Source organism: Microbulbifer sp. VAAF005 (genome assembly GCF_030012985.1).
Lineage (GTDB): Bacteria > Pseudomonadota > Gammaproteobacteria > Pseudomonadales > Cellvibrionaceae > Microbulbifer.
Genome location: NZ_CP120233.1, coordinates 5,155,549 through 5,182,171, shown reverse-complemented (window position 1 = coordinate 5,182,171; position 26,623 = coordinate 5,155,549). Strand labels below are relative to the sequence as shown.

Sequence of the window (26,623 nt, the reverse complement as noted above, 5' to 3'; positions counted from 1 at the left end):
CAAAATCAACCGCTTACACCATTTTCAGGGGTAACTACTGTATATAAATCCAGCGTATTACCCCGCACTGCGGGTATTAGACATCGATAGTTACCCCTTATGCAAGCTGGACATGCAATCAGTGCTTTTTGCCACCTTGTACGACGGCACCAAATAGGTACCTTAACCACCCGCCTCCAGGCCGTACAGGGGTGTCACTATTCATGGTCTGCTACTTCAGCAACTCTTTCAGCCGGGCCTGTTTCTCGTTGAGGGTGTTCAGTTCATCTACAAGGGCATTGGTTGCCGCATCCAGGTTGTTCACCTGGACCTTTAACATATCCCTAAGCTTCGGGTCGGCAGTGTCTGCGGTCATATCAATAGTGTTCAAGCAAGCGCGTATCTCGGCTTCAACCTCTATGAATGTCATGGTTCAACTCCTTCTTTCCGTCGACACAGGGGCAATCTATCAAAATACTGTATGCATATACAGTATCGATATCAAAAAGAAGGTGGCGCCCACATTGGCGTGCTCAGGGAGCCAGGATATACAGTAGATGTCCGGTGCCTAGTGGCATCCTGAGGGCTTGCAAGAGCTAGTGCTGTGGTTATCGCTCACGACTAATCAAATATAATCCAGTTTTCATACTGTGAACTTCATCTGTATATTTGCAGCCGGAAGCAAAAGTTGTTAAGGGATTTAATCGTGCAGGTAGAATATTTATTTGATTACCACCCGTATCGAGGTGGCAAAAACCCACAACATACTGGCACAAGCGTGCAGCTTATCAAGTTTAAGCAGGGAGACCCGGAGGCTATCCGATTCTTTTCGGAGCATGTTAAAGCCAGGCTCGCATCAATATTTCCTGCAGGCGCAGTGTTTAGTGTTGCCACCGTCCCCTCCTCCACCCAGGGAAAAGCCCATAAAGGCTTTACTCACATGTTTCGAGTGCTCCAGGGTGCGTTCTATATCAAGAACAGCGGAAACCTACTGCAGAGAGTCAGGTCCATCGACCCCTTACATAAAGGCGGCTCGCGGTCCCCAAACATGCACAGAGAAACCCTGACGGCAGTTAACCGCATTACCCCAGGTGATAAAGTGGTATTATTGGACGATGTAACTACCAGTGGGAATTCTCTGAAAGTGGCTGCGGAGCTGCTCAGAGAGGCCGGTGCTGATGTAGTTTTGGTTCTAGCTTTATGTAAAACGGTCAATAATGGATATAGTTGAGATTCGGCGCGGTGACCAAAGATACCCACTGGGATTAGAGGATGCCCCTAGCCCTCCTGCGGTCTTGTATGCGCGCGGGAATGTTGACCTTCTCTCCAAGCCTGGCATAGCTATCGTGGGCTCTCGTGATGCCTCTACGAATGGACTGGAGATTGCCCGGAGAATTGCCGGTTACGCGGTATCAAAAGGGAATGTCGTTGTCAGCGGTTTGGCACTAGGGATCGATGCCGCAGCCCATGAAGGCGCCCTGGCTGTTGGTGGTGGCACTATCGCCGTGCTTGCCCACGGTCTACACACTGCAAACCCCCGAGCTAACTACAAGCTGGCAATGCGAATACTTGATGCCGGCGGCCTTTGGGTGTCAGAACACCCTGAAGGTGTATCACCCCAGAGACACTTCTTCGTAGCCAGAAACCGAATCCAGGTTGGACTCTCTCAATCTTCAGTTATCGTGGAATCTGCCACATCAAGCGGAACCATGAAGCACGCTGACTTTTGCCTGCAAGCACGGCACCGCCTCTTTGCAGTTGCTCCTCACAATCCTGAAAATTCATTAGGTCTTAATTGCCAAGGTCCAATTAAGCTCATCAATGATGGCAAAGCTACAGCTCTAAGAACCAAGGCTGACTACGACCTCTTAGAGCTGTAAGGCCTTACTCTTCCTGTGAGATACAAAACCTCGCGCTTTGGCCCGAGGTTTTTTTATTTCTCCTACAAGAAAAGCGCACCATAAGCGCGCCACCCTCAGCAGCAAATGGTCAGGCTTGTTGAGCGACAGGCTTCTGTGTATCTGTCTGTATTTTCGATCCGTATTTGTTGTCGTCGTCGCTGGGTTGGACCATGAAATATACATAGAAGGCCCAACCTACCAAGGGAATTAGGCTAATTAGCTGCCACCATCCAGACCTACCACTATCGTGTAACCTGCGATTATTGAGGCATATATAAGTCCCAACAAATGAGAGTAAATACAAGGAGGATATGTATGGCTTGAGATTGGAAAACACTTCTTCAAGGACCAAAAAAGCAAAGTAAAGCAAGCAGTACCATATAGTGAAAAGCCAAAATTCACGCCTAGTAGAACGCCCCTCATAGTCGCCTGTTTTATCTACCACATCGAAGAAGATTTTCATAGCTTCACTTAATTGTAAAAATAGAACCTGTAGCTTAATGCCGCACAATGAGGTTAGCCGAAACGTAGCTCAGGTGGCTCTATAGAGGCTTCATTATGCAGTTGATACCATACCACTAACCTCGGGAGAGTGAACGAAACATTCAAATTGCGGTGAAACACTAGAGTTTACAGTTGCGACATAAGAATACAACGGCGCCAGGAGGCCTAAATGGTAAGAAATACTATCAGCCAAATTAGATAAATCTGACTCTGGTCTAAGTAACAAGTTCAGCCTTGATAATTGATCATCATAATCAGGCATCTTGGCCCAAATTAAAGACTTGTGCTTTTCAAGAATACGGATATTTTCTGGAGATTCAGACTTAATAAAGGCCAACCTAACAATTGGCCCTCGTGGACCATCGGTAGGATAGGTAAAAAGCCAATTTGTTGAATTCTTCCAATACAATTGGTCAGACGGGAGGTTGTGAGAACAATCCTTCGCTATACCAACAATCTCATCAGTGTGTTTAATTTCAGAGTTACCTAGCCTTTCCTTAAAATCATGCAGCAATGGTACATAACCACTCCCGGTGGCCACCCCACCATGCCACCGGACCAACTTCTGAATCTCATCACTTATAATGGAAACTACCTCACCATTCACTTGGTATGTTTCTCGCTTATCCGCAGCAACTAACACATATGAACCAAGGTGAAATGCGACAATCATTGTCATTGGAGTATGTTATCCTTTTGAAGAGCTGTTCGACAACATACGCCTTTAGTTAGAATTCCTCAAGCGTTGGCGTATACCTTTCACAGTAGAGCTAACTGTTAACTCCTCTGGATCTAGAGCAAGCGCACAGTTGGCAATTATCGATAGTGCACAATCACTTAATTTGAAACCTTTTGGCAATTGGCGATCAAAACCTGTGCTATTTTCATCAATTGCCGCGAGGAGAGCCCTAAAAAAATCAGCAGTTGAGGGCCTTTGTGAAGAGATAGCAGCAATCGTCTGTGAGCTTCTTGGGGCAACCTCTGCACTATGAGCATCTACGCTAATTTCGCTTACAACTTCAGACAAGCTAGGCCAATATTTTAAATCATATTGACCCTTTAAGCTCCGTAATGGCCCTCTAAGAAAACCAGTATAGTGACCATTATGTCTGGATGCATTATCGATAACATTGACAATACAGAAATGCGAGCTGACATTAAAGTCCGAGCTATCACTTAACTCACGCCTTTCGCTTAACAAAGAAGCAAGCTTGTTAGCCAGCTCCCCAATTTCTGCATTCAACCTACCTAATTGTTTTTTCTGCTCTCTATGCTTATTGGCCTCTTTCGGACTCCAAAATACAACCGTGGTCAGAAAAATATCAAGAAATTTATGTGTGACTTCTAGTGGATATTTCTTTGCTAACTCTTCATAGACTGCTGACATTTCATGGCTGCGCTCCAGAAGTCTATCGATAACAACATTCACACTCGGCCAAATTTTGTTCTTTAGATTGTACTCTTTTTCCCTTTTGAGAAAATCTTCACACTGCTCTATTGATGTACTTTTAGACATATTTGATTAAATCTCTGCTCTGCTCGGCTTTTCATATGACAACAATAACTTAGACTACATATATTTGGGGTATCCCAGCCTCAAATATTCTAATCTAACTCAGATACCATCAACTAACATCATATTGAACTCACTGCTTTAATCGTAGTACATAAGAATTAAGGTTCAAAATGTCAACCTTACTTATGTTACCAAGCAGCCTTTATCACGAACCAAAAATAAACCTAAGAAACAAGCCCCCACACTTGATACTAAGGCACCAGCTCCATATATTGAAATCCATATCATCCCTGAATCTTCTCATTTTTATAGCACCTCAATACTTCGGACAGATTTAGAGTGATAGTAGTTTGAATCTATAAGGGTTGAGATACAGGAAAGCTACTTTATCGTAAGCCTAAGTCGGCACTAGGCAATATGAAAGAATCCCCATTGCTTCCTAGCTTTCGCAGAAAGCCGCTCACTCATACTGAAAAACTGTCCGAAGTATTGTGAGCGAAAAATCATATTTTTCAAATCACTCGAAATCAAAAGAAATCACTCTTTCATTATCATAGACGTTCTTATTGTTCCATTATGCCAATAACCTCCCCCATATGAGCGCCCAAGAATAATAAACAGCAAACTAGCAATTGCACTAATTGAAACAACCGTTACATATAATGGATTAAAATCACTTGAAAAATTGAACTCTGGAAGAGCATATTTTATCAAGACAAGCCAAATCAAAGCAACATACAAACTTATAATTTGATTAATTTTGGAGACTGAAAATTTTGTAGGACCGGAAATAAGGTGCTGCCCTTTATATAACCAGTCCTTCCAGCTTCTGTGCGGGCTGGTTAGAAAAAGATACTTCCAACTTTTGGTTTCACTTCGAGTCAAAACCACCTTATAAAGCGGGCCCATCACATCATCCTCCAATAGGTCAACATGCTTTTCCCAGTTTTCTTGCCAATGTTTACTTCCACGATTAACACAAAACCACGCAACCGAGAAGACAAATCCAAGACAGGACAAAATTACAGATAAATCTTGTTTAAGGCCCGATTTAGAAACCTGAATTGCTATATAACCTGCGAATATAGCACCAATAAATGTCCAGAAATAGGTTGCTCTTTTCCAATACAGCTCCACCTCAAATTTTCGGATATCCAAAGCTTGCCTCAACGCCTTCTCTCTCTTCTCCTGCGGAAAGTGTTTGTTGTACTCATCACTAGTGATTTGAATCTCTGGCATAAAAGACCTTATGACTTGGATCGTAAAACTTAATATTGCAGCAATCCTGACATCAACCCCAAACAATATCCATGAAAGATATCTAAACTGTTTAAAAAATAGTGGAAATTATTCAGGCAATTTATAGATACTTCATACCTAGAATAGAAGCTCTTCTTAATAGAACTTTATTAAATAGTAGACTAATGTAAAAATCCTATGCATTACATAAAACACCCTAGGGATAGTTTTCCTGCATCACCCACTCGGAATCGCCATAGACGCTATAGAACTATGCACCGCGAGGCGGTTCGCCACTTCAACAATACAGTTAGACACTAAGTCAGCAGCCTCATCAGCAACGCTCACAGCCTGGCCGGCATCCGTGGTTAATGTTTTGGTGGTGACGTACACCGTATCCATAGCATCGCCAGCCGCATCGGTCTGCACATTGTTCTGGCTATCGATTACGGCAATAACACACTTGAGCACGGCCACAGCCTGGGCTTCCGCGTTTGCGGATTCTGTTTTTTGAGTAATGGTTGCTCGCACAATAGTGCCAGCACTATGGCCATCGTCGATGGTGTAGGCAAACTGCCAAGAACCTAAACTTGGTACACCATCTAAAGCGGAAAAACTGGGCATGTCGCCTCCTAAGGTTTTATATCAATATTGTGGGTGATTACCCGGTGTTCCGGATCTACGCCAGCGGCAAATGAAATTCCACCGACAGAGATTTTGTAGACGGTGCGCAGGCCTGCGCACTGAACGTTAACGACCTTTTCCCAGGTCAGCGGGTTGCGGTTATGCATGGTGCCCAGCTCAACGCCAGCGCAATCCTGGGCCATGTAGACGCGCCCGGCCTGGTCAGTAACCGGGGTTTCCCGACTGCATATAACCTGCGCTCCGCTCTCCATCGTCAGCTGTACGCAGGGCACATTGTCCTGGGGTTTAACGGCTTGAATCGGTGCAAAGTGGGTATTGGGATCACCCACATCCCAGCATTCAATCAGGTCGCCGGGCTGGCAGTTGTCCGCCAGTAGACCGTCGCGCAGCCAGGTGCCGGCAGCAACGCACCAGGGATTAGTGGGGGTTGTCGTGCTCCCGCCGTCTGCAGGCGTGGTGATAGTGCCTACCGTCCGTCTTCCTATCCCAGCGGAGAGCTGCCAGATTTGTGTGGTGACATAGTAGGTAACGCCACCCCCTGAATAATCAGCGTCATCAACATAAACGTAGTAAGTGGTAGAAAAAGCCAGCCCGGTTATAGAGCCGCTGTTATAACTGATTGAGAAACCAGCGTATTGCACCGAATGCGCAGCAATTGAGATTTTTGCGGACGAGCCATTGTCTGACGCAGACAGCACATCACTACTGGTTGGAAGTGCGGGAATAGACCCTACAGTTTGCGGCAGACCGCGCTGGTCAAACACCATTCCGGTTTCGGGGTCGGTGTAATTTCCGCTGGGCCTGGAATAAGCGCTGGGCTCTGTTTGATTGCCTATCGCTTCCTCAATCATCAGACAGTCGAAACGCAGATATTCCCCGGCATCTAAATTAATGGCAGCCACGCGCAAATAAGAATAGCCAGTGCCGGTTGCCGTGACGGTCCAGGCTTTTCGAGTCTCAAAAGAATTGCCGTAAGCTTGGTAGGAGGAGTAACCAAAATTAACGGAGCCGTCATCTGCGTCCCGCAATTCAAAGCGCACATCAATTGTTTGGGACAATGTGCGAGACCAGGCGGAGATAATATAGGTTTTACCCTCTTCCACCTTAAAGACTCGCTGGCCATCGTAGTGCCGGAAATTGAACCACATTCCTTCACCGGTTGAGCCGGTAAAATCGGCGTGCAAGCAGCGTGGATTGGGTGGGCTGGTGACGGTGGCGATTGACAGGCTGTAGCGTGTACCGCCGTGAAATGGCGGCAGCGCATAGCCTGAGAAAACCGACAGGCTTGCCGGGAGCAAGTTGGTGCCCTTCCCAGCCAGTAGCGCCCCTTCTGCTGCCCGCTCTGAAATCTTATTCAGTAATACCTGGCGCATCTCGTAGGCGTATTCCCAATTAGTCTCCCAGATACTGCGGCTAATCGGCGTGCTTTGGGTGGCATCACTCCAGGTTGGGCTGAGCCCATCGAGATAGCTTGTGAGTGCGTCAATGGCTGCCGTGTAATCCGTTTTCTCATCAGTAATCCCGTATTCGCTTGCCTGAGTTTCAATTCCGGCTTGCTGGGCAATCAGTTGGCTGTATTCCCGTATTACCTGTAATTTTTCCGTAGGGTGCAGGATTCCATCTGCAGAGATATTTCCCAGATCTTCCAGCGCGGCATTGGCGTCAGCCTGAGCGGCAGCAGCAGCTTCCTGCGCGGCTTCAACATCCGGGTCGAGTGCCGGGTCTTCCTGATCTGGGTAGGGTTCCCGGGACTTGGGAACAAACAGAATCTGCACTGCATTTGCGCCAAGACAGGTGCTGCCCAGGCCAGCGTTGCCGGGGCTGCTGGGACTCTCACCGTAACAGGTGACAACCTTGCTATTGGTCAGCACCGGCATAGGGTTGTCAGTGCCATCCACTAGAAGAACAATGCCCCCCGGGGCGCCGCCACCGCCGCTGCCGCCGGCCACACCGCGAATCCCTACCGAGCCTGCACTGGCATCCTCTCCGGAGGAATCAATTTTGCCGGAAACCCCAAAGGCAATTCCTCGGGCTACTACGGCAAGTCCCGCACCACCGGCACCGCCACTGCCGCCCCTGCCATCTCGCTCATACAAGTTGTCGGCACTGTTGTAGTAATAACTATCTCCGCCATCAGCACCGCCGCTGCCGCGCATATCGTCGGGAATTCCCAGGAGGTACCCGGCATAGTTTTCGATATTAAGCGGTGGCATTACCTCATTGCGGCCGGCAATGACATCACCACGGCTTGAGCGGTAAATATACCCGGACTGATTGAAGGTGCCGGAAAGGCTGCCGTCACCACCGCGACAGGAACCCAAAAAACCAACGCCGGTATTTCCGGGGACACCGGCCAGTGAACCCTCGATCTGCAGGACACCGCGTACCCGCAGCTCTACATTGTTGAGCACGGAAAGCGTCAGGCCTGCGGGTATGGTGAGATCCCCAAGATGGTAATAAATCGCTCGGCTATCGGTGCTGCCAATAAGGGTGCCGTCCGCCGTCAAAAAGCCATCCGCATCGATGTTGAGTCCCGCAGCCGCCATCTCTGTGCCTTCGCTCTCGTACCAGCTATCAGGCAATTCGGCACTGGTGCTTTCGGACTGATCGGCAATCATGCTGGCGGGCTGGTAGCTGCCAAACAACTCGGCGGTGATAGCCTCGGTGGTCTGATCGATGCTGATGCGCTGGATCTCCATGGCGCGATCTAGGGTGCCGTTGGCCACGTCCTGGGAATGGTCGCGGATTTGCGGCAGGCTGACCCACACAATATCCCCAACTTCGAGGTCATTTTTACTGGGGAGCAACCCTAAGCGCAGGCTCAATGGAGGGCCAGCAAATCGATCCCGCAGCGCATCGAAAGTGTTTTTAATGGTGGTGTAGGTGTGACGGGAATTGTGCAGCCCGCGAAACTGCAGCGTGTGCTGCCTGGCTTCGCCGTGGGTGGCAATGGAATCTGCATCAATCAGGTTATTGGAGCGCAAATATTTACCGTCGAATCCGGGCTGCTCGAACCAGCTCCACTGAACAGTAAATACATTGCGCAGACCCGTCAGGCTATATTTAAGTTCGCCGAGGCTTTTGACATCGTCAGGACCAATCGCTGCCACTGTGCCGGAGTCGGCGAGCACCCCGGCCATACGACGGAAGCCCAGTTGGCCCGAGGCATTAACGGGCATATAGGAGCCGAGCAATAAATTAATCTCGGACTCAATAAACTTTTTCCCATCGGTTTTTTCGAGACCGTCAAAACGCAGAATCTTGCCTTTGGTGTGGTCGCTGGGCTTGTACCAGTCCGCGCCGATATTTTCGAATTGGTCCTGCACTACATAATTGGGATCAATACCCAGGTGCCAGTTACTGGGTAGTACGTCGTTTGTGCCCAAAATGTCCCCGGTGAGCAGTGCGTAGGCGACCTGTGGACCCGGTCCTTCCAGGTAGACAAACTCCTCCACCTCCACTCCGCTCTCGTCATCGCTGTCTTCAGGTAAAACATGGTCACGGGCATAAGTCCCAAAAAGCCCGCGTGTACAGCCGGTAAAGCTGCTGCCGGTTTTGCCTGTCGCGCGCACGATCTCGTAGCCGTCCTGATATTTAATTTTCAGGTAATAAACGGATTGATTGGGGGCATCGCCATAGGCGGCGGTGTGTGGATTGGCTTCAAAGGCGCTCGCGTCAAAAACCTGTAGGGTATTGGCTGTCTTGGAAAAATCCGCAGCCAGGCGCGTGCTGTTAAGCACAAAAATATCGCTGCGCATTTCCCGCTGAATATCCCGGCAGCGCACCCGGTACAAGCCCGTGGAATAACTAATGGATTCCTCGGCAATCTGGGTTTGCTCCAGGCGAAAATCCGCCCAGTCGAGACCGGCAAAACCGCGATACAACCGCACGGTGAGCCCTTTTATGCTGCGGCCCTGTTCCAGCTCATCGCGCAGCACGTAGGAAAACTGACCGGCAATATCGACCACCTCAAAACTCATTGCCCCGATCTCGGCGCGGCCCTGTTCGGGAATCAATTTCTGGCTGGTCGAGCTGCATTTCTTCAAAGCGCCGAGGATCGCATTAATCGGCAGCCCGGAGATATCACTATGACTGCTGATATATAGCGGAAGGTCATAGCCAATCTCAATAACCAAGCGCAGCTCACGTTGCGGGGACTGGTTGTGTATATCGAAGATTTCAGAGTTGCTTCGCACGTTAGATCTCTATCGCTGTAAATGACACGTAGAACTCATATGCTCCATACCGCATTTCACGGAATGATTTTCGCTTGAGTCGAAATATAGAGCTGACTTTCCCTCCTGGAATATCCGAGGTATCCAACTCAAAGGTTTCGCCGTTAGTGCAGCTCGCTTCAAACTCACGCCAATATTGCAGCTGCTCTTCAGTAAATGGGGATACAGTTAATTGCCATTCAATATCTCGCCGATAAAGAACGCTCTCAGTATTTCCTGACAGTGCCGTGTGCTCCTTACCTACAGATTCAGGGGTCCGATCGCATTTAGTAACGGCAAAAGAAATAAACCCGGGGGAGCTGTCCACCAGGTCCCTCGTTGGGGTGTAGTTAATACTCGGCATGATTTTTTATTAGCTTGCTAGCTCTTGCGCCTGGCGGGAATTGGGATTAATAAACACAACATCCTGCTCATTAATCATTTCTTCGATTTGCTCTAGAACTCGTTCGGCGTTATCACCATTTACATCGCCCGCAATTTGAAAAATTACTTGCGTTCCAGCCTGTTGTTCACTGTCAGTTGAGATCGAGTCATTTGCGGCCAGTGGTGTAGCTGGTGAAGTAAGACCGCCAGCAGACGTAGAGGTGGTAGCTCCACCAGCGACACTACCAACAGAAACGCTACCACTTGAAAAGCTGGCGCTTTGAATCTGTGATATTTGTGCTGCGCCTGCTGCCGCCATAGCGATAGCCGCAGGAATACCCCAAGGGTAACCGCCAGAGTTGTTATAAGATTCGATAATGGCTGAAGGTAAAGTGGCAACAGCCTTGGCAAGACTCAGAGACTTCTGAATTTTGAACAGCTTTTTACTGCTAGAAGCCGAAACTCCAAGCATCATATCGAAAGCACTGGAGAGGGATTTCCAGCGACTCTGATTGCTGGCTTGATCTAACTTTTCTCGCTGCTTTGCGTGCTTCGCTTCCAAAGCGGTCAGGTTTCTCTGGTACTCACCCTCCAGAGCTAGACTTGCTTGGCGAGACTCTTCTTCAGTTGCGCGAACTGCCTCCAGGTGTTCAACCAGAGTTTCCCGCTTGGAGAGGTATCCTTGGTCAAGGATTTCCATCTCTTCATCTTGGCGAAGAAGTAAGATCTCTCTTTCACTCAGCCAAGACTCTCTCAACCCCTGAAGGCGAGCATCAATCTCTTCATTAAATTGGTCTCGATTTCTCTGCAGTAACTCCTCGCGCTTTGCAGGGTCTTGAACATTTTCTTCAATGATTCGATTGCGACGACGGTAGCTATCGGCTACAGCCTCCTCTTCTGTAAGCAGGCTTTGGCGTAGGTTCTCGACAGTATCCAGACGGCTCTGTGCTGTGCGCTCAAACTGCTCTTGTAGGGCTCGCTCAAGGGCTGGGAGATCGTCTTGGACACTGACAGAACTTAAACCGGGCCGCTCACTGACGGGCTCTAGGGATAGCGGCTCACCACCATCAGTGAGTGATTTTGGTTTACCAAGCTCCGCTATCCTTCGATCGACATTAATCAATTCTTGATTTAGCGAATCAATCTCGTCAGTAAGGTCTTTCACTCGTGAGTCTTGGCTACCTAAAGGGGCTTGGAAACCAAAGCGTGTGCCTGGCTTGGCTCCTCCATCCCTCAGGAGGTCACGCGCTTTCGTCAGTTCTCCTAGCTCTTTTTTGATATCGTCGCGCTTGGCTAGAACATCCTCCTCCCGGTTAATTCTCTGGGCTTCGGTAAGTCCATGCCAGCTTTCAGCTAGCTCATCTATTTTCCCCTTGAGGCTTTCGGCTTTCTCTTCTGTTGTCGGCTGCGCAGCATTCCAGGCAATTAAAGAGGTCACCGCTAATGCGATAACCCCAACAGGACCACCAAGGAAGGCAAAGGCAGTGCGTAGCCCTGTAGCTGCAACGGTCGCCGCACGGGTCGCAACCGTAGTCCTGCTAATTACCTGACCTAATGAATTGGTTTGAACTGTAGCTTTATAGGTGGCTGCATTTAGCAGGCCCATCTGAACAATTTGCTTACTGATGGCACCAGCAAATTTTCCAGCTAGGATTGCCGCAACTGCGGTAAGCGCGAACTCCATGCCGCCAGCAACATCACGCACTGCTTCAGCATCGGTTGAAAAATCAATGAGCACCTGTGCGAGGCTAGATATTGAACCGGCAACAGACTCAGATGCACCAGACACGCCATCTAGCTGACCAATCGTAGCGGTGATACCTGAATTCAACTGCACTAGGCTTTGCCCCATTGATGTACTGAGTTTTGATGCCTCAGCATCTATATCAGTAGCCGCAGCCTGGAACGCCTCTACCAAGGTCTTTGCACTTAACTCACCCTCCCCGGCCATATCCCTCAATTTACCTGCAGCAGAGCCCGCAGCATCACTGGTTAGGTTGAGGTGATCTATCAAGGCTTGCTGTAACCTTGGGGCGTTCTCCATCACCGAGTTGAACTCATCCCCACGGAGAACCCCAGAAGCAAGGCCCTGCGCCAGCTGACGTAAAGCTCCAGCGCTTTCTTGTGCTGAGGCTCCAGATACAAGCATGGCTTGGCTAATGGTTTTGGTAACCGCAAGAATGTCTTCCTGGCCATCAAATAGCTCGCCCGCCGATTGCGCTAGGCGCTGGTACAGGACAGCGGTTGAATCCAGGGAGCCACGGGTTTCAAATGCAATTTCAACTAGACTTTGCTGAACATCTGCCAACTCCTGAGTGGTATCCGTCACCAGCCTTAACCGGTTGGTAAGATTGGTCCAGGTATCGGTGTACTGAACAATCTCCCGGATGGACAGGGCGGCACCTAGAGCCGTGAGGGCACCGGCTAATAAGTTGCTACTCGTGGCCATAGTTTGAATACGACCACTAGCCTCGTCACTACTGCGCCCAAGGCTCTCCATAGTCCGCTCAGCCTTTGCGCCAGAGCGCTCCATAGCATCCAGCTTTCGCCGGGCAGCGTCCGGCCCCTCGGCCTCCACACGGATACCCAAGCGAGCAATTTGATCAATCGGCATTTTGAATAGCCCAGAAATTAATATCGAGCGCACGAATCACGGAGACTTCCCACGCAGACACATTGCGGCGCGCAAGCTGGCTCCAGTTCTGGATCTCGGTGAAAGTGAGGGGTTCGGTTCCGCGAATCTCGCGGTAGTAATGAAAGAGATAACTCAGCCCGTCTGGAGGCTGTTCAGTTTTAAGTTCCGATGGAGTTATACCGGTTGTTTCTTGGACTTGCTGGAGCTGCTGGCGGAGCGTTTCTTTGCACCCTTTCGGGACTTTGTCGAGCTTGAACTGACAGCAAGCCCAGTCGATGAAGGCTTGCTGTCGCTGACGAAAAAAAGCGCACGGTTACTAGAAGCCCGGTCGATTTGGTCGAGTAATTGCGGCGCCTCCAACAGTAGCTCCTTCAATGCTGAATCCGTAAACTCGTCTTCCAGGGACCACCCAACAACCAGTGCTGCAGCTGCTTTATTTTTAGCTTCGCGAACCAACTCGAAACGTGCCAATTTATCCTTCTCCAGGTTGGCCGCAGCTAAATCCCGCTGCAGTTCTGACTGAGCCATTTGGAACGCATCAGAGTCGACACTCAGGATTTCCAGGTAGTGCTTCGTAGCCTTACCTTCAGGAGTATAAAGGGGGAATTTCACCCCTTTATTACCCTTTTCCCGCGTATAAAAATCACTAGCTTTCATTAGGCTGCTACCCTCTCAATACTTAGGTTTGTATCTTCGGTTTCGTCATACACCGCCTGGAAAGGCAGAGGCAATATAATTGCTCCCTCGCCGGAAACATCGACTTGGCCGCCGGTATATTTGATTTTTGGAAGAGTGAAGACGTAAGCATTACCAGCAGCATCAACCAAGCTAAACTCCAGGCTTGAGTCTTGCTCATTCAAGAATTTCTCAAGAAGCGTGGAATTTTCAAAGTAGGCTGAAAGCTGGCCAGTGACATTTGAGCGCTTAGCCCCCGGCTGAATAGTGCTATCACTACCAACGACATAACGCGACTCAAGACCATTATCCAATGTGAGGGTTAATTCGGTCACTACCGCCAGACTGGCTGCACCCTCCTTGATAACACCTTTGAACGAGTCAAAAACTTGAGTAGTTGTCGCATTCCCATAGGTGGAACCTGACAAAGCAGCCGCTTCTGGAGACATATCCTTACCAATGACACCAAAGCTGCCGCTTACTCGTGTTCCTGGGGCCACCGTGAGGTTCAGAGTGTTAATCTCGCAGCCCGTATAGCGGTGATATGGCTTATCAGAAATATCCCCGAACTTCCGCTCAATAGTAAAACTGCGCCGGGTCTTGCCAACGACCAACTTGTCGGTATCCCAAGTGCCCATGGCTGCCGCTTCAAGGAAGTCATCGAAGGAGCCATAAGAAAGGTTGATAGTGATATCGCCACCAACGCTCCTATTCATATGGCGATAGTCAGTGATTTGGCGATCATCACGAAGCTCTTCATCTGCAGAGCCTTCTTTAGTTAGAGCCAGAGTTGTTCCCTTGTTTCGAATCGCTTTAAATGTGGGAGTGGCCGGAGTAACGCCATAGGTGGACTCAGCCACGTAGGCCATCGAGTGTTGGCTGCCGTCTGCCATTTGTATGCTCCTAACGTAGAGTGGTTGCGGACCAGGCCGCGCTTATATCAATTTGATACCAGCCATCTACCACCCTGCCGGGAGAGATGGTTGAAGACTGAATTGTTACGATTTGGCTTGAGTACTCAGGAGTTGAGCCGGCCTTGAAGTGCGTGAGAATTTGGTCGGCCATAGTTAGAGCATCTCCTCGCCCTTCGCCAACCGGATAAAAAATACTGACCTGAAATATTCCTATCCGCTCATCCCTACCGATTTCGCCGATAGTGTCCTGACTGCTATCTGCGGGTAGGTTGTACACTGTCGCATATGGCGTACCTACACTCGGTTCAAACCCGTCATTCTCATAACCAGTAGGCAAGCCGAACCCGCCCGATACATAGTGCTGCACCAGGGCCGAATAAATTTTGCTGTACATGGATTATCTGATTGTTCGTCGGATGATCGATTTAATACGAAGGACGTTGCGGCGAACCATGCCCGCCGGAGCCTGCTTAGAATGACCGTACTCAAGAGGTTGGATATACGGCAGGTTATTAATTAAATAATTCACTTTATCCAACCCCCTAACATTCTGAATCACTTCGGTCTGAGCCTCAGCGCCTGACCGATCCAACCGTAAGCTTGAGCTTTGGGCGGGAGCACCGACAGTCGTCTGCCAATTACCACGAGCCCGGCCAGTATCCACCGGGGTGTCACGGATAACGGAATTAAACAGCTCGATATTGGTTGCCCGGTATAAGCGATCAGCCTCAGCCAGTGCGTCCTCATTGAATTGTTTTAAACTCGCTGAGAATTTCATTTGCGCACCTGACAGAAGTAGACCAATGGAGTCCCTGCTGGATTTGCTTCTTTGATATTGACCACCTGCCACTTTACGCCATTGATTTCAGCCTCAGTAGTGAGGGATGGAGTCCATTCGAGCCCAGCCGCAGCAATGATCAATTTTTTATCGCCACGCTGAATGCTCTGCCCTTCTGCATACATCATCCCGGATTCTTTAAGGTTGTAATCCTGCAGAATCACCTGGACAGGTTGCTCTATTGGGGTATCACCTGAGCTTTGCCCGGTTACCGGATCGCTAACACCCGGAATAACATCGTGTAGAGTTTGCTCAGAACCAAACTCAGCAATAAGCTCCAGGGCGGTTGCCGCCATGTCGGCATAAAAATCAGTCATGATTTTCACACATAAAAAAACCCGCCGAAGCGGGTCTTGGGTTTGAACGAGAAATTGAAATCAAGTGAATTTAATACCGCACGCTGCTATAGAAATCCCTTTAAAGGCACTACTAATATCAGCCGCCAACCTCGCAATTTCTGGGGTACACTTCGAAAGCTGGTGCGCTGCCCTCTGAATATTGGCTTGGCTGGTGTTAAGGAAAGTTACCGGCCGCCCAGCCTTCAGACACTCACGAATTTCTTCATCCATGACATTCCTCCGGTCAAGATCGAATTAGGAATAGCCCGCTATTTTTCAGCAGCGGAGCGAGTAAAGCGTCAACCTTGGCAAAGGCAGGCGTGAACTGCTGTTGAATAGGTGCAGAATAAGTTATCTCAACCGCGCCTTCTACACGCTTTTTTGTCACCGGCCCGCTATCAGTCGGCAAGCGGTTAGGTTGGAGATCGTTTTCTCTCGCCTCAATTGCCAGGGCCAACTGCGCATACACTAACTCACGCGGAATCTCATTACTTGGGAAAAGTGCATCCGGATAGGAGATTCCCCAGGCATCAGCTCGGGGCCACTGAAGCGGCTGGCCCTGCACTGAGATATACCCCTTATATCGGTCACGCTTGCCTTCGAGAAAGTCCATGGCCCTGATAAGAAGCGGCTCACACTCGGCATCTGATAATGCAGATAGGTCTACCCCGCGCGCACCCGCATAGTCGCGCAAGTCTTGCGCGCTGGCATAGCTGTTAGCACTCAAATTAGAGCCGGTGCCGTCTTCTATTGTCAGGGCCATGGTGTCGCCTACTTATCGCCTTTAGGGGCTTCTGCCTTTTTAGGCTCAGGGTCAAATCGTGCATCAACGATTTTAAAACCTTGTTCGCGCAACTTCTTTTTCTCTTCCTGCGAGATGGGATGTTTTACGTATTTAATTTTAGCGGACATGTTATCACCTACCTGTCATGAACTGGCGGCCAAAGCCGCCAATAATTTACTTAGTGGAATCACCAACCGCGATAACGCCGGCAGTGTGTTTATCTGAGGTCATTACCTTGTCCCAATTGGCACCGGTAGCTAGGTCCGCATCGGTGGGGGACTTACCGCCATTGGCCTCATCCCAGGTGTAACCCTTCAGGCCCAACCCAAAGGTGTAGTCGACCTGCATAGTGGTTTCGATGCGCTCTTTACCGTTGGAGGTCTGGATATTCGAAATCAGGTCACCGCCGTCATGAACTACAGCAGCACTATCCACCAGTCCCAATACCTTTTGTTTATTTGGGCTGCCCGTCTCAAAGAGTGCCGGTGCATCGGTGACAATTACTGCTTTACCGAGGATATCCACCACATTGACGTTCTGGGCTTCGAACAAACGGGTGGCATTGGTAAGGTTCTGGCCGATCAGTTTGTGCATTACCTCCCCGGTCATCACATTGGCAATCAGACTTCCGGAGTGGTCACCAAACTTAGCGTGAGCACTATTGAGAGCGGTGTAGCTTATACCCGCAGTTGCAGACACATCATTGACCACCGAGGTGTTGTTTTCGATGGCTGCCACAAGTGCGGCAATTGCTGTGAAAAGCTGGTCCTGCATGAGCGCTTCGGCGAAGTTACGGGACGCTACCTCCACACCCTCAGCCGTAGGCTTGTTTAGCCAAGTCATCTGGCCCGGTTCAAACAAGATAGGGCCAAACCCACCGGCCACTTTTACAGAACTGCGCTTGAGCTGGGTTAGGTCGGTTGCTGCCTGGTCGTCATTTGACCCGTATCGATTCACCCGGCGCTGTGCACCGTGAATGGCAGCAAAGAATGACTCTTGTAAGAAATCACCCTCGAACCCCTCCGTGGTCAATCGGATAGCCCCATTAGAGGCCGCGTTAAACTTCTGCACCATTACCGCCAATGTTTCGATTGTGGCAGGCATGATGTACTTATTAAAAACTTCCATATGCGAAAGCATGGCTATTTACCTTTAGCTGTTTAAATCAGGGAATTTGGCCGAGATGGCCGCTGTGCGCTCCGAACGAGAGCCGCCCATGTTTCCGGTTGCAGCCCCGCCACCACCTTGGCCACCTCCACCAGCACCACCACCAGAAGCTTTGCTACCAAGAATCACCGGGGCGAATGCGGGATTGTTGGCAAACTCAGTTTTAAGATCGTCCAGGCTTGCCGCTGAGGGCTTGCCTTGGCCATCTTTAACCACCGTTACGAACTGACCGTCACGTTGCTCAGCAGCCAAGCGGGCCTTGATATGGGGAACCAGGATATCGGCGCTCCCTTGAACCGCTATCTCGTTGGCCATGGACACAGCAACGTTATCCACGGTCATTGTGGTAATGCTGCCGTTCAAGGCGTCAATTTGCGCTTGCAGTTCAGTCTCACGATTGGCTAGCTTTTCCTTCCAAGAGTTATCAAGAGCTTCTACATCCCCACTCTTGCGAGCAGCCTCTTCTGCTGCATCCTTGGCCTTTTTGGCTTCAGCTTTTTTCTCCTCCAGCAAGGAGGCAACTTGTGCTTTTAATTCAGCCACCCCCTCCCCTTGCGGGATACCATCAACCTTTAGCTTGTATCCATCGCCGTCCTTCTCATACATCGCGGCGACGGCCTCATCTAAACCCTCCAGGGTTTTGAGCCTGTATTTCAGCATGGTGTCTCCTGAGACATTTCGCCGGGATTTCCGGCAGATATAAAAAAGGCCCGCCGAAGCGAGCCTGTTATAGGGAAATAAGTAATCTGCTTAACTTGGGATAAGGTTTTCGCTAGCTTTTATGACCTGAAGTGTTTTCGCCTTCAGACCGAAAATATCACCGAATATTCCTCCTGTTATATTTATGGAGGACGCGGAGTTGTCAGCAGCAATGATAATTCCCTTGGAATTTTGCAATTTGATAAACCCCTCCCATGATGAAACTTTCTCAAATTCTCCGATAGCAACCCCGTCAACTTCTACAGCGAACTTCTCAATAGGCTTTATAGATATATTCATTGAATCCCCGCTTTCTTAAATGCAATTGGCTCTTTCTGTTTCATCTCATCCAAGGTCAAGGGCTTAAAATTCCGCCCCAGATTAAGCGCTGCAAACCGCTCAGCAGAGAGTCCACCATCAAGAAGAAGCCTTGCCCGGGTTGGGCCGATGGCATCTTGTATAAAACTCAACGGTTGTTTCTTGAGCCACTGGTAATAAGTCAGACCAGCATCAACATAGCCGTCCTTACTGGCCCGTGTAGCGCCCTCACTTAGTGCCCGGTACTTTTCCTTCAGAACCGCAATAACTGTACTGCGGCATCGGATATGAACCGGTGGCCGTGGCCCCTTGTCGAGGGGAAATACCTCATTATCCAGGCTGCGGCACTGCGGCGACGTGCGGCTATCCAGGGTGGATACCCAACGCATACCTTCCAGTAAGTCGGCATTGCTGTGCAGTGTCTCCATTCGCGCGGTAGTAGCCGTGTGAGCTATTGCTGTGCGAACCACCGCGTCGGCGTTGCGCCGGGTTATCGCCAAAATCCCGTCGCGGTATTTATTCGCCTTGGTTCCGCGCACATTGCGGATAATCTGCAGGGTTGTTTGCCCCTCGAAGAAACCCTGCCGAATTGCCCCAGTAACCCGCTTTCTCTCGCTGCTAGTCCAGTCCTTGATAAATGGCTCAATCAGCTGGCCACCATCAGGACCACGCACAGAAAGTGGAGTGGAAAGCACGGCGGCACGGACCTGAGCCGGTGCAGGAATTACAGTCTCTACCCCAGCAATCAACGCGGCCTGCAGGTTTCGGGCTTCAAACTCTGATTCATACTCAGCCAAATCCAGCAAATGGCCAGCAAGCTGGTCGTAATACTTTCTGAATATCTCGGATAGATCGGTATCAACTGCAGCAAGTAGTCGCTCCAGCCTTGCCCGGGAGAGCTCGGTTAAATCGTGGCTTGAAAGACGTTGCTTTATGGAGCGGTCTATCTGCTGCAGGAAAGCCGCAAACTGATTTACCTCACCAGACTTTAATCGCTCCAGATAGACAGCATGGCGAGTGCTTGAGGTAGCAAGGGCTTCACTCATCGTTTAACCCTGGCTCAGGCTCCTCGCTATCCAGCTCTTCACGAATTGCCTCATCAGTCTTCTCGGCATTGATTACGCCGTGCTTGCGGAGGTTCGCCCACAGGTCGGAACTCGGTAAGCGACCAGACTGCCAGGCATTCACCAGAGCGGTGAGCATCTGCGCATCAAGATTGGATTCAGCAAAGTCCTGGTTGAGTTTGTACTCGGTATCAGCCTGTACATTCTGGAACTGGGCCACCCATTGAATAGCCTGGGTGTAAGCCTCACTGACGTTCTCGGCAACCAAGGACAAAACCGAGTGCTCTGATTCATTTTCGGCTTGGGCTTCAGTGGCAGTCTTTACTGCTGAACCGCGCTCAATCAAGCGAGCACCCAAGGCGACCATTTGCTTTTCTTTCTGGTCCATTGCTTCTTTGACCAGGGTATTAGGTTCAACTTGAGCAAATCCAAAGGCACCGCCATCGGGGAGCAGGATGGGCGAGCGGGAGCCAATATAAATGCCCTGCTTCTCCATATGGTCACGCCAGTTCTCAGTCAATCCAGAAATCCAAGGCTGGGCCTGACCGACGAAAAACGCTGAATCCTCATAGTCTGCTGAGTTGCGGTAATGAGCTTTGTTAAGGTTTGCCAGGTCTAACAATGGAGACCGGTCGATACTCGAATCATTGTTCTCAGCGCCGACAAAGGTAAAGGGGATAATGTCCCAGGCCTTCCCTGCTCCATCTAACGGTGTGTAAGTGTCGTGAATAACCCAGGTGCCAGTGTTGCCACTGCGCCATATCTCCACTGTGTAGCGACCATCAATCAGCTTGAGTGCGCGGTACTGAGTTTTCTCTTCAATGCCAAAACCATCTGAGGTGACTTCTTCATAGCTCTCACGGATAACAACCAGCCCCAGCCGGTGAACACCGCCAACCTTGATGGTCCGCCAATTGATAATCTGATTAGCGGGATAGCTCACTATCGATGCACGCACTAGCCCGGCTTGCTGTTCGGCCTTGGAGGTTTGCCCTTCAGTTTTTGGATAATCCACCAGCAGACCGCGCCGGCCAGACTTAAGCACCGCAGCAACTACAGACTGAGACTGCTGGTAGATGCTTACCCCATTGCCATTAGCATCTGAAGTCAGGTATTCCAGACCTGCCGGGATATCTACCGTAGGCGCTCGGCGAAATACGGCACCAACCAGGCCCTGCAACGTGCGGCCAGTTGCGTTATAGAAAACTGCCCTGTCTGTGTACTGCTGATAGCGAGCTCTATTTGCTTCACTCTGGTCTTTTGGGTTGGGCATGGGCAGGTAGGTAGTGCCCTTAGCCTTAATAACCCGCTCACCCGCACAGATATCATCAACCAGAGTCCAGTCTGGCAGCGCCTTGGCGAAGTCGTCGCGCTGATAGGTAACGTCATTTGCCATTAGTAGGCCATTCCCATGTTGATGGTTAATGCTGGTTTGATAAGTGGGTAATCGTGATGGATAAAATAACCACCAGCGTCTGGAGCATGGTCGAGGCCGCCGCTTTTGTCCGGCTCGCCATTTTCTGCCCAGGGTTGCTGCTCGAGACAATCGGAATAACCCGGGCACTTATCTGTATTCACGAGATATCGACGCTCACCCTTGGCATTGCAGAACATCGCGTTCATTGCATTGACCCGGTCTTTCACCGGGGGATTGGCTTTCGGGGCGTGTACCGAAAACCCAGCATTTCTCAGCAAGGCTAAATCCGTGGTGCTGGCGTTCACAGACTTGCGAGAATCACCAGAGGCATCCGGGTAAATGCGAACCTCGCAAGTCTTGCGGTAGTCCCCATCCCGGTATTCCCAATACCGCTCTTTGATTCTTCGAATCATGTCCGGGGTGTCGTAGCCCTCAAGAATTTCATCAACGGCCCGTGGCTTGCTTTCTCTCTTCACATGAGTGATTGCCGCCATCTTGCCAACATTGAAATCCATACCAATGTACAAGGGCTCACCGGGATTCACTGAGTCATTGCAGTGATTTAGCTTGCGGTCGAACTGGTGATAAACCGTCCCGGTCAGCAGGTTTACAAACTGGCCATTGAGATAGGCCCGGATTAGCTCGGGCGTATATGCCTCAAGCATCGAGTCGATATAGTCATCCGGCAGGTTCGATTCATTATCGAAGGTCGAGGCCTGGATTAACCCGTATCGCTCGCGAAGTTTCGGTTTATCCCGGAGCGCCTTTACGAACTGGCGGTAGACAAACTTGAATCCTTCCGGAGTGGTCGTTACATCGATGCCATTTTTGACACCGTGGACCTTGTAGCGCATACGCGCCATGATTTTCCGCCAGGCCTGCTCTGCTTTCTTCTCAGCGAGCAAATCCAGCTCATCGACCAAGGCATGGCCGATTTTAAATCCAACAATATTAGCCGGGTCATCTATCGACCGGCAGATTACAGAGCCTCGATAACGACTACCGCTGTAAACCTCAACTTCGTGGTCACCTCGCTTGACCTTAACCCGCAGCCCCATAGTCTCAGCAACTTCGCCGATTGTGGGGTAGTAAATATCCCTAATTAGTGGATAGGTTGGAGCAAAGTAGCCCTGATTAATCTTGGGATGCTCGTAGAAGTGGGCCAGCTGTCCTGAACAGCCAACCCAGGTCTTCCCAGACCCAAATCCTGCAACGTAAGCTCGGTACTTATGCGGCAGGTTCAAAAACTGACTTTGCGGAACATTAAGTGCCGCTCTCACTTCCCTCCCGCGTTCTTGCATCCTTGACCTCGAATACGACTTTTGTCGGTGGTATGTCGGCACCGCCACCGGCTGGGTCAGGGTTTCGTTGCCACTTTTCTCTTTGCCGGTTGTGAAGCCAGGCTAAACACGCTGTAGTGTCTGGGGGTAGTGTTCGGTGTATTCCTGGACAATAGGCTTGCCGTTGTGCTGCATGATCTTTACAGCTTCATGGCTGTAGCCGCAGGCCCTTCGGAAGAGGCTTTCGACCACGTTGGCATCGGCCAAAGTTTTGCCCCTTTTTATGGACTCAAAAAATTCGGGATGCTTATTCTTCCAATTGTTGATTGTTTGCTCGGTTACTTCGAAGAATTCGCCTAACTCTTTATCTGTAAGGCCAAGCTTGCAGAGCTTTTCGACTTGCTCGGCAAACTCTTCTCGGTAGCTGGTTCGCCTTGCCATTGCTATCCCCAAAGTGAATGAGTTTTGCGCCAATAGGGTTTAATTTATCTATTCAGCCCTCAGCTTATCCACTTGAAACATCAATAAAGGAATTAGTCATGACCGATTTTATTTCTGCAGCCAGGATGTCAAGCTCTGCATATTTCGAGGACCCCAAAGAAGCGCGAGCGCAAGCCGTTGCAGTTGCTCTTGAAATAATTCGAGCAAGAGCAGGTGCAGCAACTCAACATGTAAATCAGCTGACATATGAGTTCGATAATCTTTCAAAGTATGCTGACCAAATACAGGCAGCCATGGAAAGTGGTGGCGAGTAACCCTCCTACTCCCCTCTCTCTATCAACCGCTCCAGCTTGCTATCAATACGCTGGAGACGTGTTCTGATTTCGTCTTTGAATTCAGCTATGTGCTTTTGCTCTAGGGCACGCATAGCTGATTCGTGCTTAATTGCTTGTGCGTTCTCCCCTACCCGTTTTTCTACATCTGAGCCCCAGGCAAACAAGCCAGCCGCTAAAAGTATGATGCTGGCTATCTGAGTGATAGAGATGCTTTTGCTGAGGTGCCAGTGCTCTGCTTGTTGAGTCATCGAATCTTGTCCGTTTGAGTACCACGGTTTTTATCGTATGAGCGCATGGCACCTATACCGAGCATGGCCGTTATCATTGAGAACAGAGCGCCGGTTTCGAGTACAGGTGGTGGGGTTATATCTGCCGGTATCGAGCCCTTAGCGCTGCAGATAGCCCAAACCCAACAGAGCAATGGATACAGAACAAACTGATAGGCGAGAGCCAAACCTCCAACCCAGCCAATCCAGGGGCGCCAACCGGCGACAAATATGCTTTTGTGCTGAGCCTCGGCTTTGTTGACTTCCAGCTGCCCGAGAAGTAACTGCACCTGAACATTTAGCTCTGCCAAGCTGCCCTTTTGCTTGAGTTCCTCCAGCTTGCGCACTTCCTCTGCACGCTTAACTGGGTCGGGCCATATACGCTCGATGGCCATTTTTCCGGCTTCAAAAATTGCCGTTAGCGGGTCAAAAGCCATTAGTAACTCCAGACTGTAGGGCGGGTGCGCTCCCCGGGTATTGATTCAAGGTCATCCAGGTGAAGGAATCGCTTACCTATTGGGCCCTTCTGCTTTACCCCTATTCCGGTGAACCCTTCCTCTTGGGCGATTTGAATTAACCGGTAAGCTCGACCCAAGGCCACTTGAACATCAACAGCCTGCCCGGTGGTATGTGTCATGGTGGCATTTAACCGAGCGTTATGTGCCGGGCAGCGATAGCCAGAATTGATAATCATTGGCTTGCCGAAGCGCTCTCTAACTCTAATCAGGCGCTTTAACGTTTCATCTTTGAAATGATTTTTGCCACAACAACGACAGGCCAACTCCGACTCTGTGAAGTAGTCGTTTTGGAACATAGGAGTCTCAAATTTCAGGCATAAAAAAACCGGCTTGGGGGCCGGCTTAAGAAAGGATGGTCGCTGCATGAAAACCAAAGCAGCTGTGAACATACTACTCCTGGGCACAAATACTGTCAATATATACAACTGTATATGTATACAGTTATGCGGGTTTGTACGCCATTCTGACAATCTGGCACAAAAAAGCCCGCATTGAGCAGGCTTTAGGGCGTTTCGCTAGGAATCTGCATATTTATCCCAGCATGGGGTTTTTATACAGTTCTGACACAGAGAAAGTCAAGGGTTTTGATATAATGGACTCACAATTAATAAAACTGCACTCGATCGAATGCGATAATAAAACATAAATTAAGGTTCAATGACATTATAGTCCTCCTTAAATTTATTTATGATGGATGCTACTAGCCCTTCACACGCAGCATCCCCTGAGAATGAAGGCACATCCCAATTGTTACCTTGCCCATCAGGCTCGTGCCATTGTGGCTCACCAATCTCAACTGCTTTACAATCCCCATCCAGCTCCGCACCACTTGAAATCCACTTTTGAATAAGGTCTTGAAGCTCTGTCGTAGATATAACTTTTTTGTTTTTCATTAGCGCACTTAAACCCCGTGGACTATTTAACGTCTTGAATGACGTTTCAAGGCAACTATTGTCTGCCATACAAGGCCAGCATTAAGAATATAGAAAATCAAGCTAACAAACTCCATCCCTTCTTTTAAAAATCGCTTAAAGGGTAAAAAGTTAGATGCAACCGTATTCAATGGGCCAGATATCCACACGTATGGCTTAAAGATCCAACACTTATATATAACATTGGCCTCATACCCCATCACCAACAATGAAAAAACTATAGAAGTGGCAACTATCCAGCCAATTGGCCTAATGTAACTATTCCCAAAATCGGAAATTAATGAATTAAGATGAAAAATAAACTTCTCTTGACTGGGAGGTTCTTGTGAGAGCTCCTCCCTATACTTCTTCATCTCCAATACATAATACTTATTAGCCTCAATATGGTTACCTATACCATCAAAGGAGTCTTTAATAACTCTGAAAGTTTCCCTATTTGTACCAGCTGACTCTATAGAAACATTTAAAAAATTTGGGGACTCATCAAGGTTTACCCTCTCTAAATCCAATCCCAAATTAAAGGCTGCGCCCCTAAAATTAGCAAAGCTCGTGAATGTTGCATACTCAAACTTAGCTATTCCGCAATCACTATTAACACACCCAATACCAAACTCACTATCTTCGAAGTTAACAAAACCGTTGCACTCGGCTTTAGAAAACGAAAAAACACCAAACTTTGTAGCATAAACATCAAAAATTTTATCGAAATCTGCCCTGCTCAAAGAAAACCTCTCAACAAAACAATTCATCAACTTGAATTTGTCAAGAAACTTTGTATCAACAATAAAAACGCAACCAATTTTAGCGCTACATAAATCAAATCGCGCGTGAATTTCACAACCCTTAAAACTTAAGCGTCCTACAGAAAGCTCCTCCTCATAAGAATTTTTAAAAATTGGCGCAGATAAGGAAACATTCTCAAAGGCAAGTTCTCTCTCAAATTTGCAATCACAAAAATAACTCTCAGACCAAGTCGCCCTTTTGCTCTCCCCCCAAAAATACACATTCCCCTCAAATATACAATCCTGATATATAACTCCATTTACATTTGGCAAAAGCTCTGCAGGTGACATATCCCACTTGTTCGAAAATATGCAATCCTGATAAAAAACCTTAACCTTATCTAAACTAAGAGTACTACCGGAAAAACTACAGCGGTGAAAATGAATTGCATCAAGTCTTGATAAAAGCTTCTGATAATCGAATAAATCTCTATCATCTCTACTAGGAAATTGTACTTTATCAAAGATGACAAATAATTCACCAATCACAAAACCTAGGGATCGCTGGTGATTCCCCTCCAAGTGTTTGCGTATGTCCTTCTTAGAGATTTCAAAGGAATTCTCATTGGAAGTCGACTCAACGGATCGGTAAATGAAGTCTACGATATAATCAAACAAGCACTGATAAAAATTATTCAACAAACTTGATTTAAAATCAATTGAGTAACTACTTTTGCTACAGTGTAAGGCGCACTCAGAATACCCTTGCACCTTTTTCGACTCACACCCTTCTTGCTCACAAATATAATCAGTCACAGCTTCCAAAAGACACCCCCAAATCAGCACAGTCTTCATAAAGATTGCAGGATATCATGAAGTAATTTTGAGGCGTCAACAA

Annotated in this window: 33 protein-coding genes; 3 read left to right on the top strand and 30 right to left on the bottom strand. The window is 48.9% G+C overall.

Features of this window, described 5'->3' with window-relative positions; all coding sequences use genetic code 11:
- Window positions 1–211: 211 nt before the first annotated feature.
- On the bottom strand, window positions 212–409 hold the full coding sequence (locus tag P0078_RS23360) for a hypothetical protein (RefSeq protein ID WP_282932261.1): 198 nt from the start codon (window positions 407–409) through the stop codon (window positions 212–214).
- A 276-nt stretch (window positions 410–685) separates the two neighbouring features.
- Here P0078_RS23360 and P0078_RS23355 point away from each other — a divergent pair, with 276 nt between their 5' ends.
- Together P0078_RS23355 and P0078_RS23350 are read left to right on the top strand one after the other, a co-directional pair.
- Entirely contained in the window at window positions 686–1,210 is a 525-nt protein-coding gene (locus P0078_RS23355; protein WP_282932260.1) for a ComF family protein, read from the top strand.
- Window positions 1,197–1,859, top strand: a complete 663-nt coding sequence (locus P0078_RS23350) for a DNA-processing protein DprA (protein ID WP_282932259.1) — start codon at window positions 1,197–1,199, stop codon at window positions 1,857–1,859. The genes P0078_RS23355 and P0078_RS23350 overlap by 14 nt, the downstream gene beginning before the upstream one ends.
- A 109-nt stretch (window positions 1,860–1,968) precedes the next feature.
- On the opposite strand, the gene P0078_RS24715 is transcribed toward P0078_RS23350, so the two are convergent.
- The 24 genes from P0078_RS24715 to P0078_RS23240 form a co-directional block, all read right to left on the bottom strand.
- Window positions 1,969–2,343: a DUF805 domain-containing protein gene (locus P0078_RS24715; RefSeq protein WP_353057026.1), complete on the bottom strand. Its 375-nt coding sequence runs from the start codon at window positions 2,341–2,343 to the stop codon at window positions 1,969–1,971.
- A gap of 93 nt (window positions 2,344–2,436) precedes the next feature.
- The gene (locus tag P0078_RS23345; protein WP_282932258.1) at window positions 2,437–3,063 is read right to left on the bottom strand and encodes a hypothetical protein; all 627 of its coding nucleotides are present in this window, start codon (window positions 3,061–3,063) and stop codon (window positions 2,437–2,439) included.
- Window positions 3,064–3,108: 45 nt separating this feature from the next.
- Window positions 3,109–3,900, bottom strand: a complete 792-nt coding sequence (locus P0078_RS23340; protein ID WP_282932257.1) for a hypothetical protein — start codon at window positions 3,898–3,900, stop codon at window positions 3,109–3,111.
- 537 nt (window positions 3,901–4,437) lie between these two features.
- Window positions 4,438–5,139 (bottom strand): RipA family octameric membrane protein, encoded by a 702-nt coding sequence (locus tag P0078_RS23335; RefSeq protein ID WP_282932256.1) that lies wholly within the window; start codon window positions 5,137–5,139, stop codon window positions 4,438–4,440.
- Window positions 5,140–5,376: 237 nt separating this feature from the next.
- Window positions 5,377–5,763, bottom strand: a complete 387-nt coding sequence (locus P0078_RS23330) for a hypothetical protein (RefSeq protein WP_282932255.1) — start codon at window positions 5,761–5,763, stop codon at window positions 5,377–5,379.
- A gap of 8 nt (window positions 5,764–5,771) precedes the next feature.
- Complete coding sequence (locus tag P0078_RS23325; protein ID WP_282932254.1) at window positions 5,772–9,980, bottom strand: hypothetical protein; 4,209 nt, start codon at window positions 9,978–9,980, stop codon at window positions 5,772–5,774.
- Window position 9,981: 1 nt separating this feature from the next.
- Entirely contained in the window at window positions 9,982–10,362 is a 381-nt protein-coding gene (locus P0078_RS23320) for a hypothetical protein (RefSeq protein ID WP_282932253.1), read from the bottom strand.
- 9 nt (window positions 10,363–10,371) lie between these two features.
- Window positions 10,372–12,996, bottom strand: a complete 2,625-nt coding sequence (locus P0078_RS23315) for a tape measure protein (RefSeq protein WP_282932252.1) — start codon at window positions 12,994–12,996, stop codon at window positions 10,372–10,374.
- Complete coding sequence (locus tag P0078_RS24820) at window positions 12,986–13,153, bottom strand: phage tail assembly chaperone (RefSeq protein ID WP_444894744.1); 168 nt, start codon at window positions 13,151–13,153, stop codon at window positions 12,986–12,988. Before P0078_RS24820 ends, P0078_RS23315 begins: the two co-directional genes overlap by 11 nt.
- A 38-nt stretch (window positions 13,154–13,191) precedes the next feature.
- On the bottom strand, window positions 13,192–13,674 hold the full coding sequence (locus P0078_RS23310) for a hypothetical protein (RefSeq protein WP_282932251.1): 483 nt from the start codon (window positions 13,672–13,674) through the stop codon (window positions 13,192–13,194).
- Entirely contained in the window at window positions 13,674–14,585 is a 912-nt protein-coding gene (locus P0078_RS23305) for a phage tail tube protein (RefSeq protein WP_282932250.1), read from the bottom strand. The genes P0078_RS23310 and P0078_RS23305 overlap by 1 nt, the downstream gene beginning before the upstream one ends.
- A gap of 10 nt (window positions 14,586–14,595) precedes the next feature.
- Window positions 14,596–15,000, bottom strand: coding sequence for a phage tail terminator-like protein (locus P0078_RS23300; protein ID WP_282932249.1), 405 nt, complete (start codon window positions 14,998–15,000; stop codon window positions 14,596–14,598).
- Window positions 15,001–15,003: 3 nt separating this feature from the next.
- Window positions 15,004–15,384: a hypothetical protein gene (locus P0078_RS23295; protein ID WP_282932248.1), complete on the bottom strand. Its 381-nt coding sequence runs from the start codon at window positions 15,382–15,384 to the stop codon at window positions 15,004–15,006.
- Window positions 15,381–15,761, bottom strand: coding sequence for a hypothetical protein (locus P0078_RS23290; RefSeq protein ID WP_282932247.1), 381 nt, complete (start codon window positions 15,759–15,761; stop codon window positions 15,381–15,383). The genes P0078_RS23295 and P0078_RS23290 overlap by 4 nt, the downstream gene beginning before the upstream one ends.
- A 60-nt stretch (window positions 15,762–15,821) precedes the next feature.
- Window positions 15,822–16,013 carry a hypothetical protein gene (locus P0078_RS23285; RefSeq protein ID WP_282932246.1) on the bottom strand — a complete coding sequence of 64 codons (192 nt, stop codon included), beginning with the start codon at window positions 16,011–16,013 and terminating at the stop codon, window positions 15,822–15,824.
- 13 nt (window positions 16,014–16,026) lie between these two features.
- Complete coding sequence (locus tag P0078_RS23280; protein ID WP_282932245.1) at window positions 16,027–16,545, bottom strand: DnaT-like ssDNA-binding protein; 519 nt, start codon at window positions 16,543–16,545, stop codon at window positions 16,027–16,029.
- An 8-nt stretch (window positions 16,546–16,553) separates the two neighbouring features.
- Window positions 16,554–16,694, bottom strand: a complete 141-nt coding sequence (locus P0078_RS23275) for a hypothetical protein (RefSeq protein WP_282932244.1) — start codon at window positions 16,692–16,694, stop codon at window positions 16,554–16,556.
- Window positions 16,695–16,740: 46 nt separating this feature from the next.
- A complete protein-coding gene (locus P0078_RS23270) occupies window positions 16,741–17,706 on the bottom strand; it encodes a major capsid protein (protein WP_282932243.1) in 966 nt (321 codons plus the stop codon).
- Window positions 17,707–17,718: 12 nt separating this feature from the next.
- A complete protein-coding gene (locus P0078_RS23265) occupies window positions 17,719–18,393 on the bottom strand; it encodes a hypothetical protein (protein ID WP_282932242.1) in 675 nt (224 codons plus the stop codon).
- A 90-nt stretch (window positions 18,394–18,483) separates the two neighbouring features.
- Window positions 18,484–18,732, bottom strand: coding sequence for a hypothetical protein (locus P0078_RS23260; protein WP_282932241.1), 249 nt, complete (start codon window positions 18,730–18,732; stop codon window positions 18,484–18,486).
- On the bottom strand, window positions 18,729–19,796 hold the full coding sequence (locus tag P0078_RS23255) for a minor capsid protein (protein ID WP_282932240.1): 1,068 nt from the start codon (window positions 19,794–19,796) through the stop codon (window positions 18,729–18,731). The genes P0078_RS23260 and P0078_RS23255 overlap by 4 nt, the downstream gene beginning before the upstream one ends.
- The gene (locus tag P0078_RS23250; RefSeq protein WP_282932239.1) at window positions 19,789–21,210 is read right to left on the bottom strand and encodes a DUF4055 domain-containing protein; all 1,422 of its coding nucleotides are present in this window, start codon (window positions 21,208–21,210) and stop codon (window positions 19,789–19,791) included. The genes P0078_RS23255 and P0078_RS23250 overlap by 8 nt, the downstream gene beginning before the upstream one ends.
- Window positions 21,210–22,532: a terminase large subunit domain-containing protein gene (locus tag P0078_RS23245; RefSeq protein ID WP_282932238.1), complete on the bottom strand. Its 1,323-nt coding sequence runs from the start codon at window positions 22,530–22,532 to the stop codon at window positions 21,210–21,212. The genes P0078_RS23250 and P0078_RS23245 overlap by 1 nt, the downstream gene beginning before the upstream one ends.
- A 102-nt stretch (window positions 22,533–22,634) precedes the next feature.
- A complete protein-coding gene (locus P0078_RS23240) occupies window positions 22,635–22,952 on the bottom strand; it encodes a hypothetical protein (RefSeq protein WP_282932237.1) in 318 nt (105 codons plus the stop codon).
- Window positions 22,953–23,050: 98 nt separating this feature from the next.
- On the opposite strand from P0078_RS23240, the gene P0078_RS23235 reads away from it, so the two are divergent.
- Window positions 23,051–23,266, top strand: coding sequence for a hypothetical protein (locus tag P0078_RS23235; RefSeq protein ID WP_282932236.1), 216 nt, complete (start codon window positions 23,051–23,053; stop codon window positions 23,264–23,266).
- A 5-nt stretch (window positions 23,267–23,271) separates the two neighbouring features.
- On the opposite strand, the gene P0078_RS23230 is transcribed toward P0078_RS23235, so the two are convergent.
- From P0078_RS23230 to P0078_RS23210, 5 genes are all read right to left on the bottom strand, one after another.
- The gene (locus tag P0078_RS23230; protein ID WP_282932235.1) at window positions 23,272–23,535 is read right to left on the bottom strand and encodes a hypothetical protein; all 264 of its coding nucleotides are present in this window, start codon (window positions 23,533–23,535) and stop codon (window positions 23,272–23,274) included.
- A complete protein-coding gene (locus P0078_RS23225) occupies window positions 23,532–23,990 on the bottom strand; it encodes a 3TM-type holin (RefSeq protein ID WP_282932234.1) in 459 nt (152 codons plus the stop codon). The genes P0078_RS23230 and P0078_RS23225 overlap by 4 nt, the downstream gene beginning before the upstream one ends.
- On the bottom strand, window positions 23,990–24,460 hold the full coding sequence (locus P0078_RS23220; protein ID WP_282932233.1) for a D-Ala-D-Ala carboxypeptidase family metallohydrolase: 471 nt from the start codon (window positions 24,458–24,460) through the stop codon (window positions 23,990–23,992). The genes P0078_RS23225 and P0078_RS23220 overlap by 1 nt, the downstream gene beginning before the upstream one ends.
- A gap of 258 nt (window positions 24,461–24,718) precedes the next feature.
- A complete protein-coding gene (locus P0078_RS23215; RefSeq protein ID WP_282932232.1) occupies window positions 24,719–24,964 on the bottom strand; it encodes a hypothetical protein in 246 nt (81 codons plus the stop codon).
- A 26-nt stretch (window positions 24,965–24,990) separates the two neighbouring features.
- A complete protein-coding gene (locus P0078_RS23210) occupies window positions 24,991–26,580 on the bottom strand; it encodes a hypothetical protein (protein WP_282932231.1) in 1,590 nt (529 codons plus the stop codon).
- Window positions 26,581–26,623: the final 43 nt, after the last annotated feature.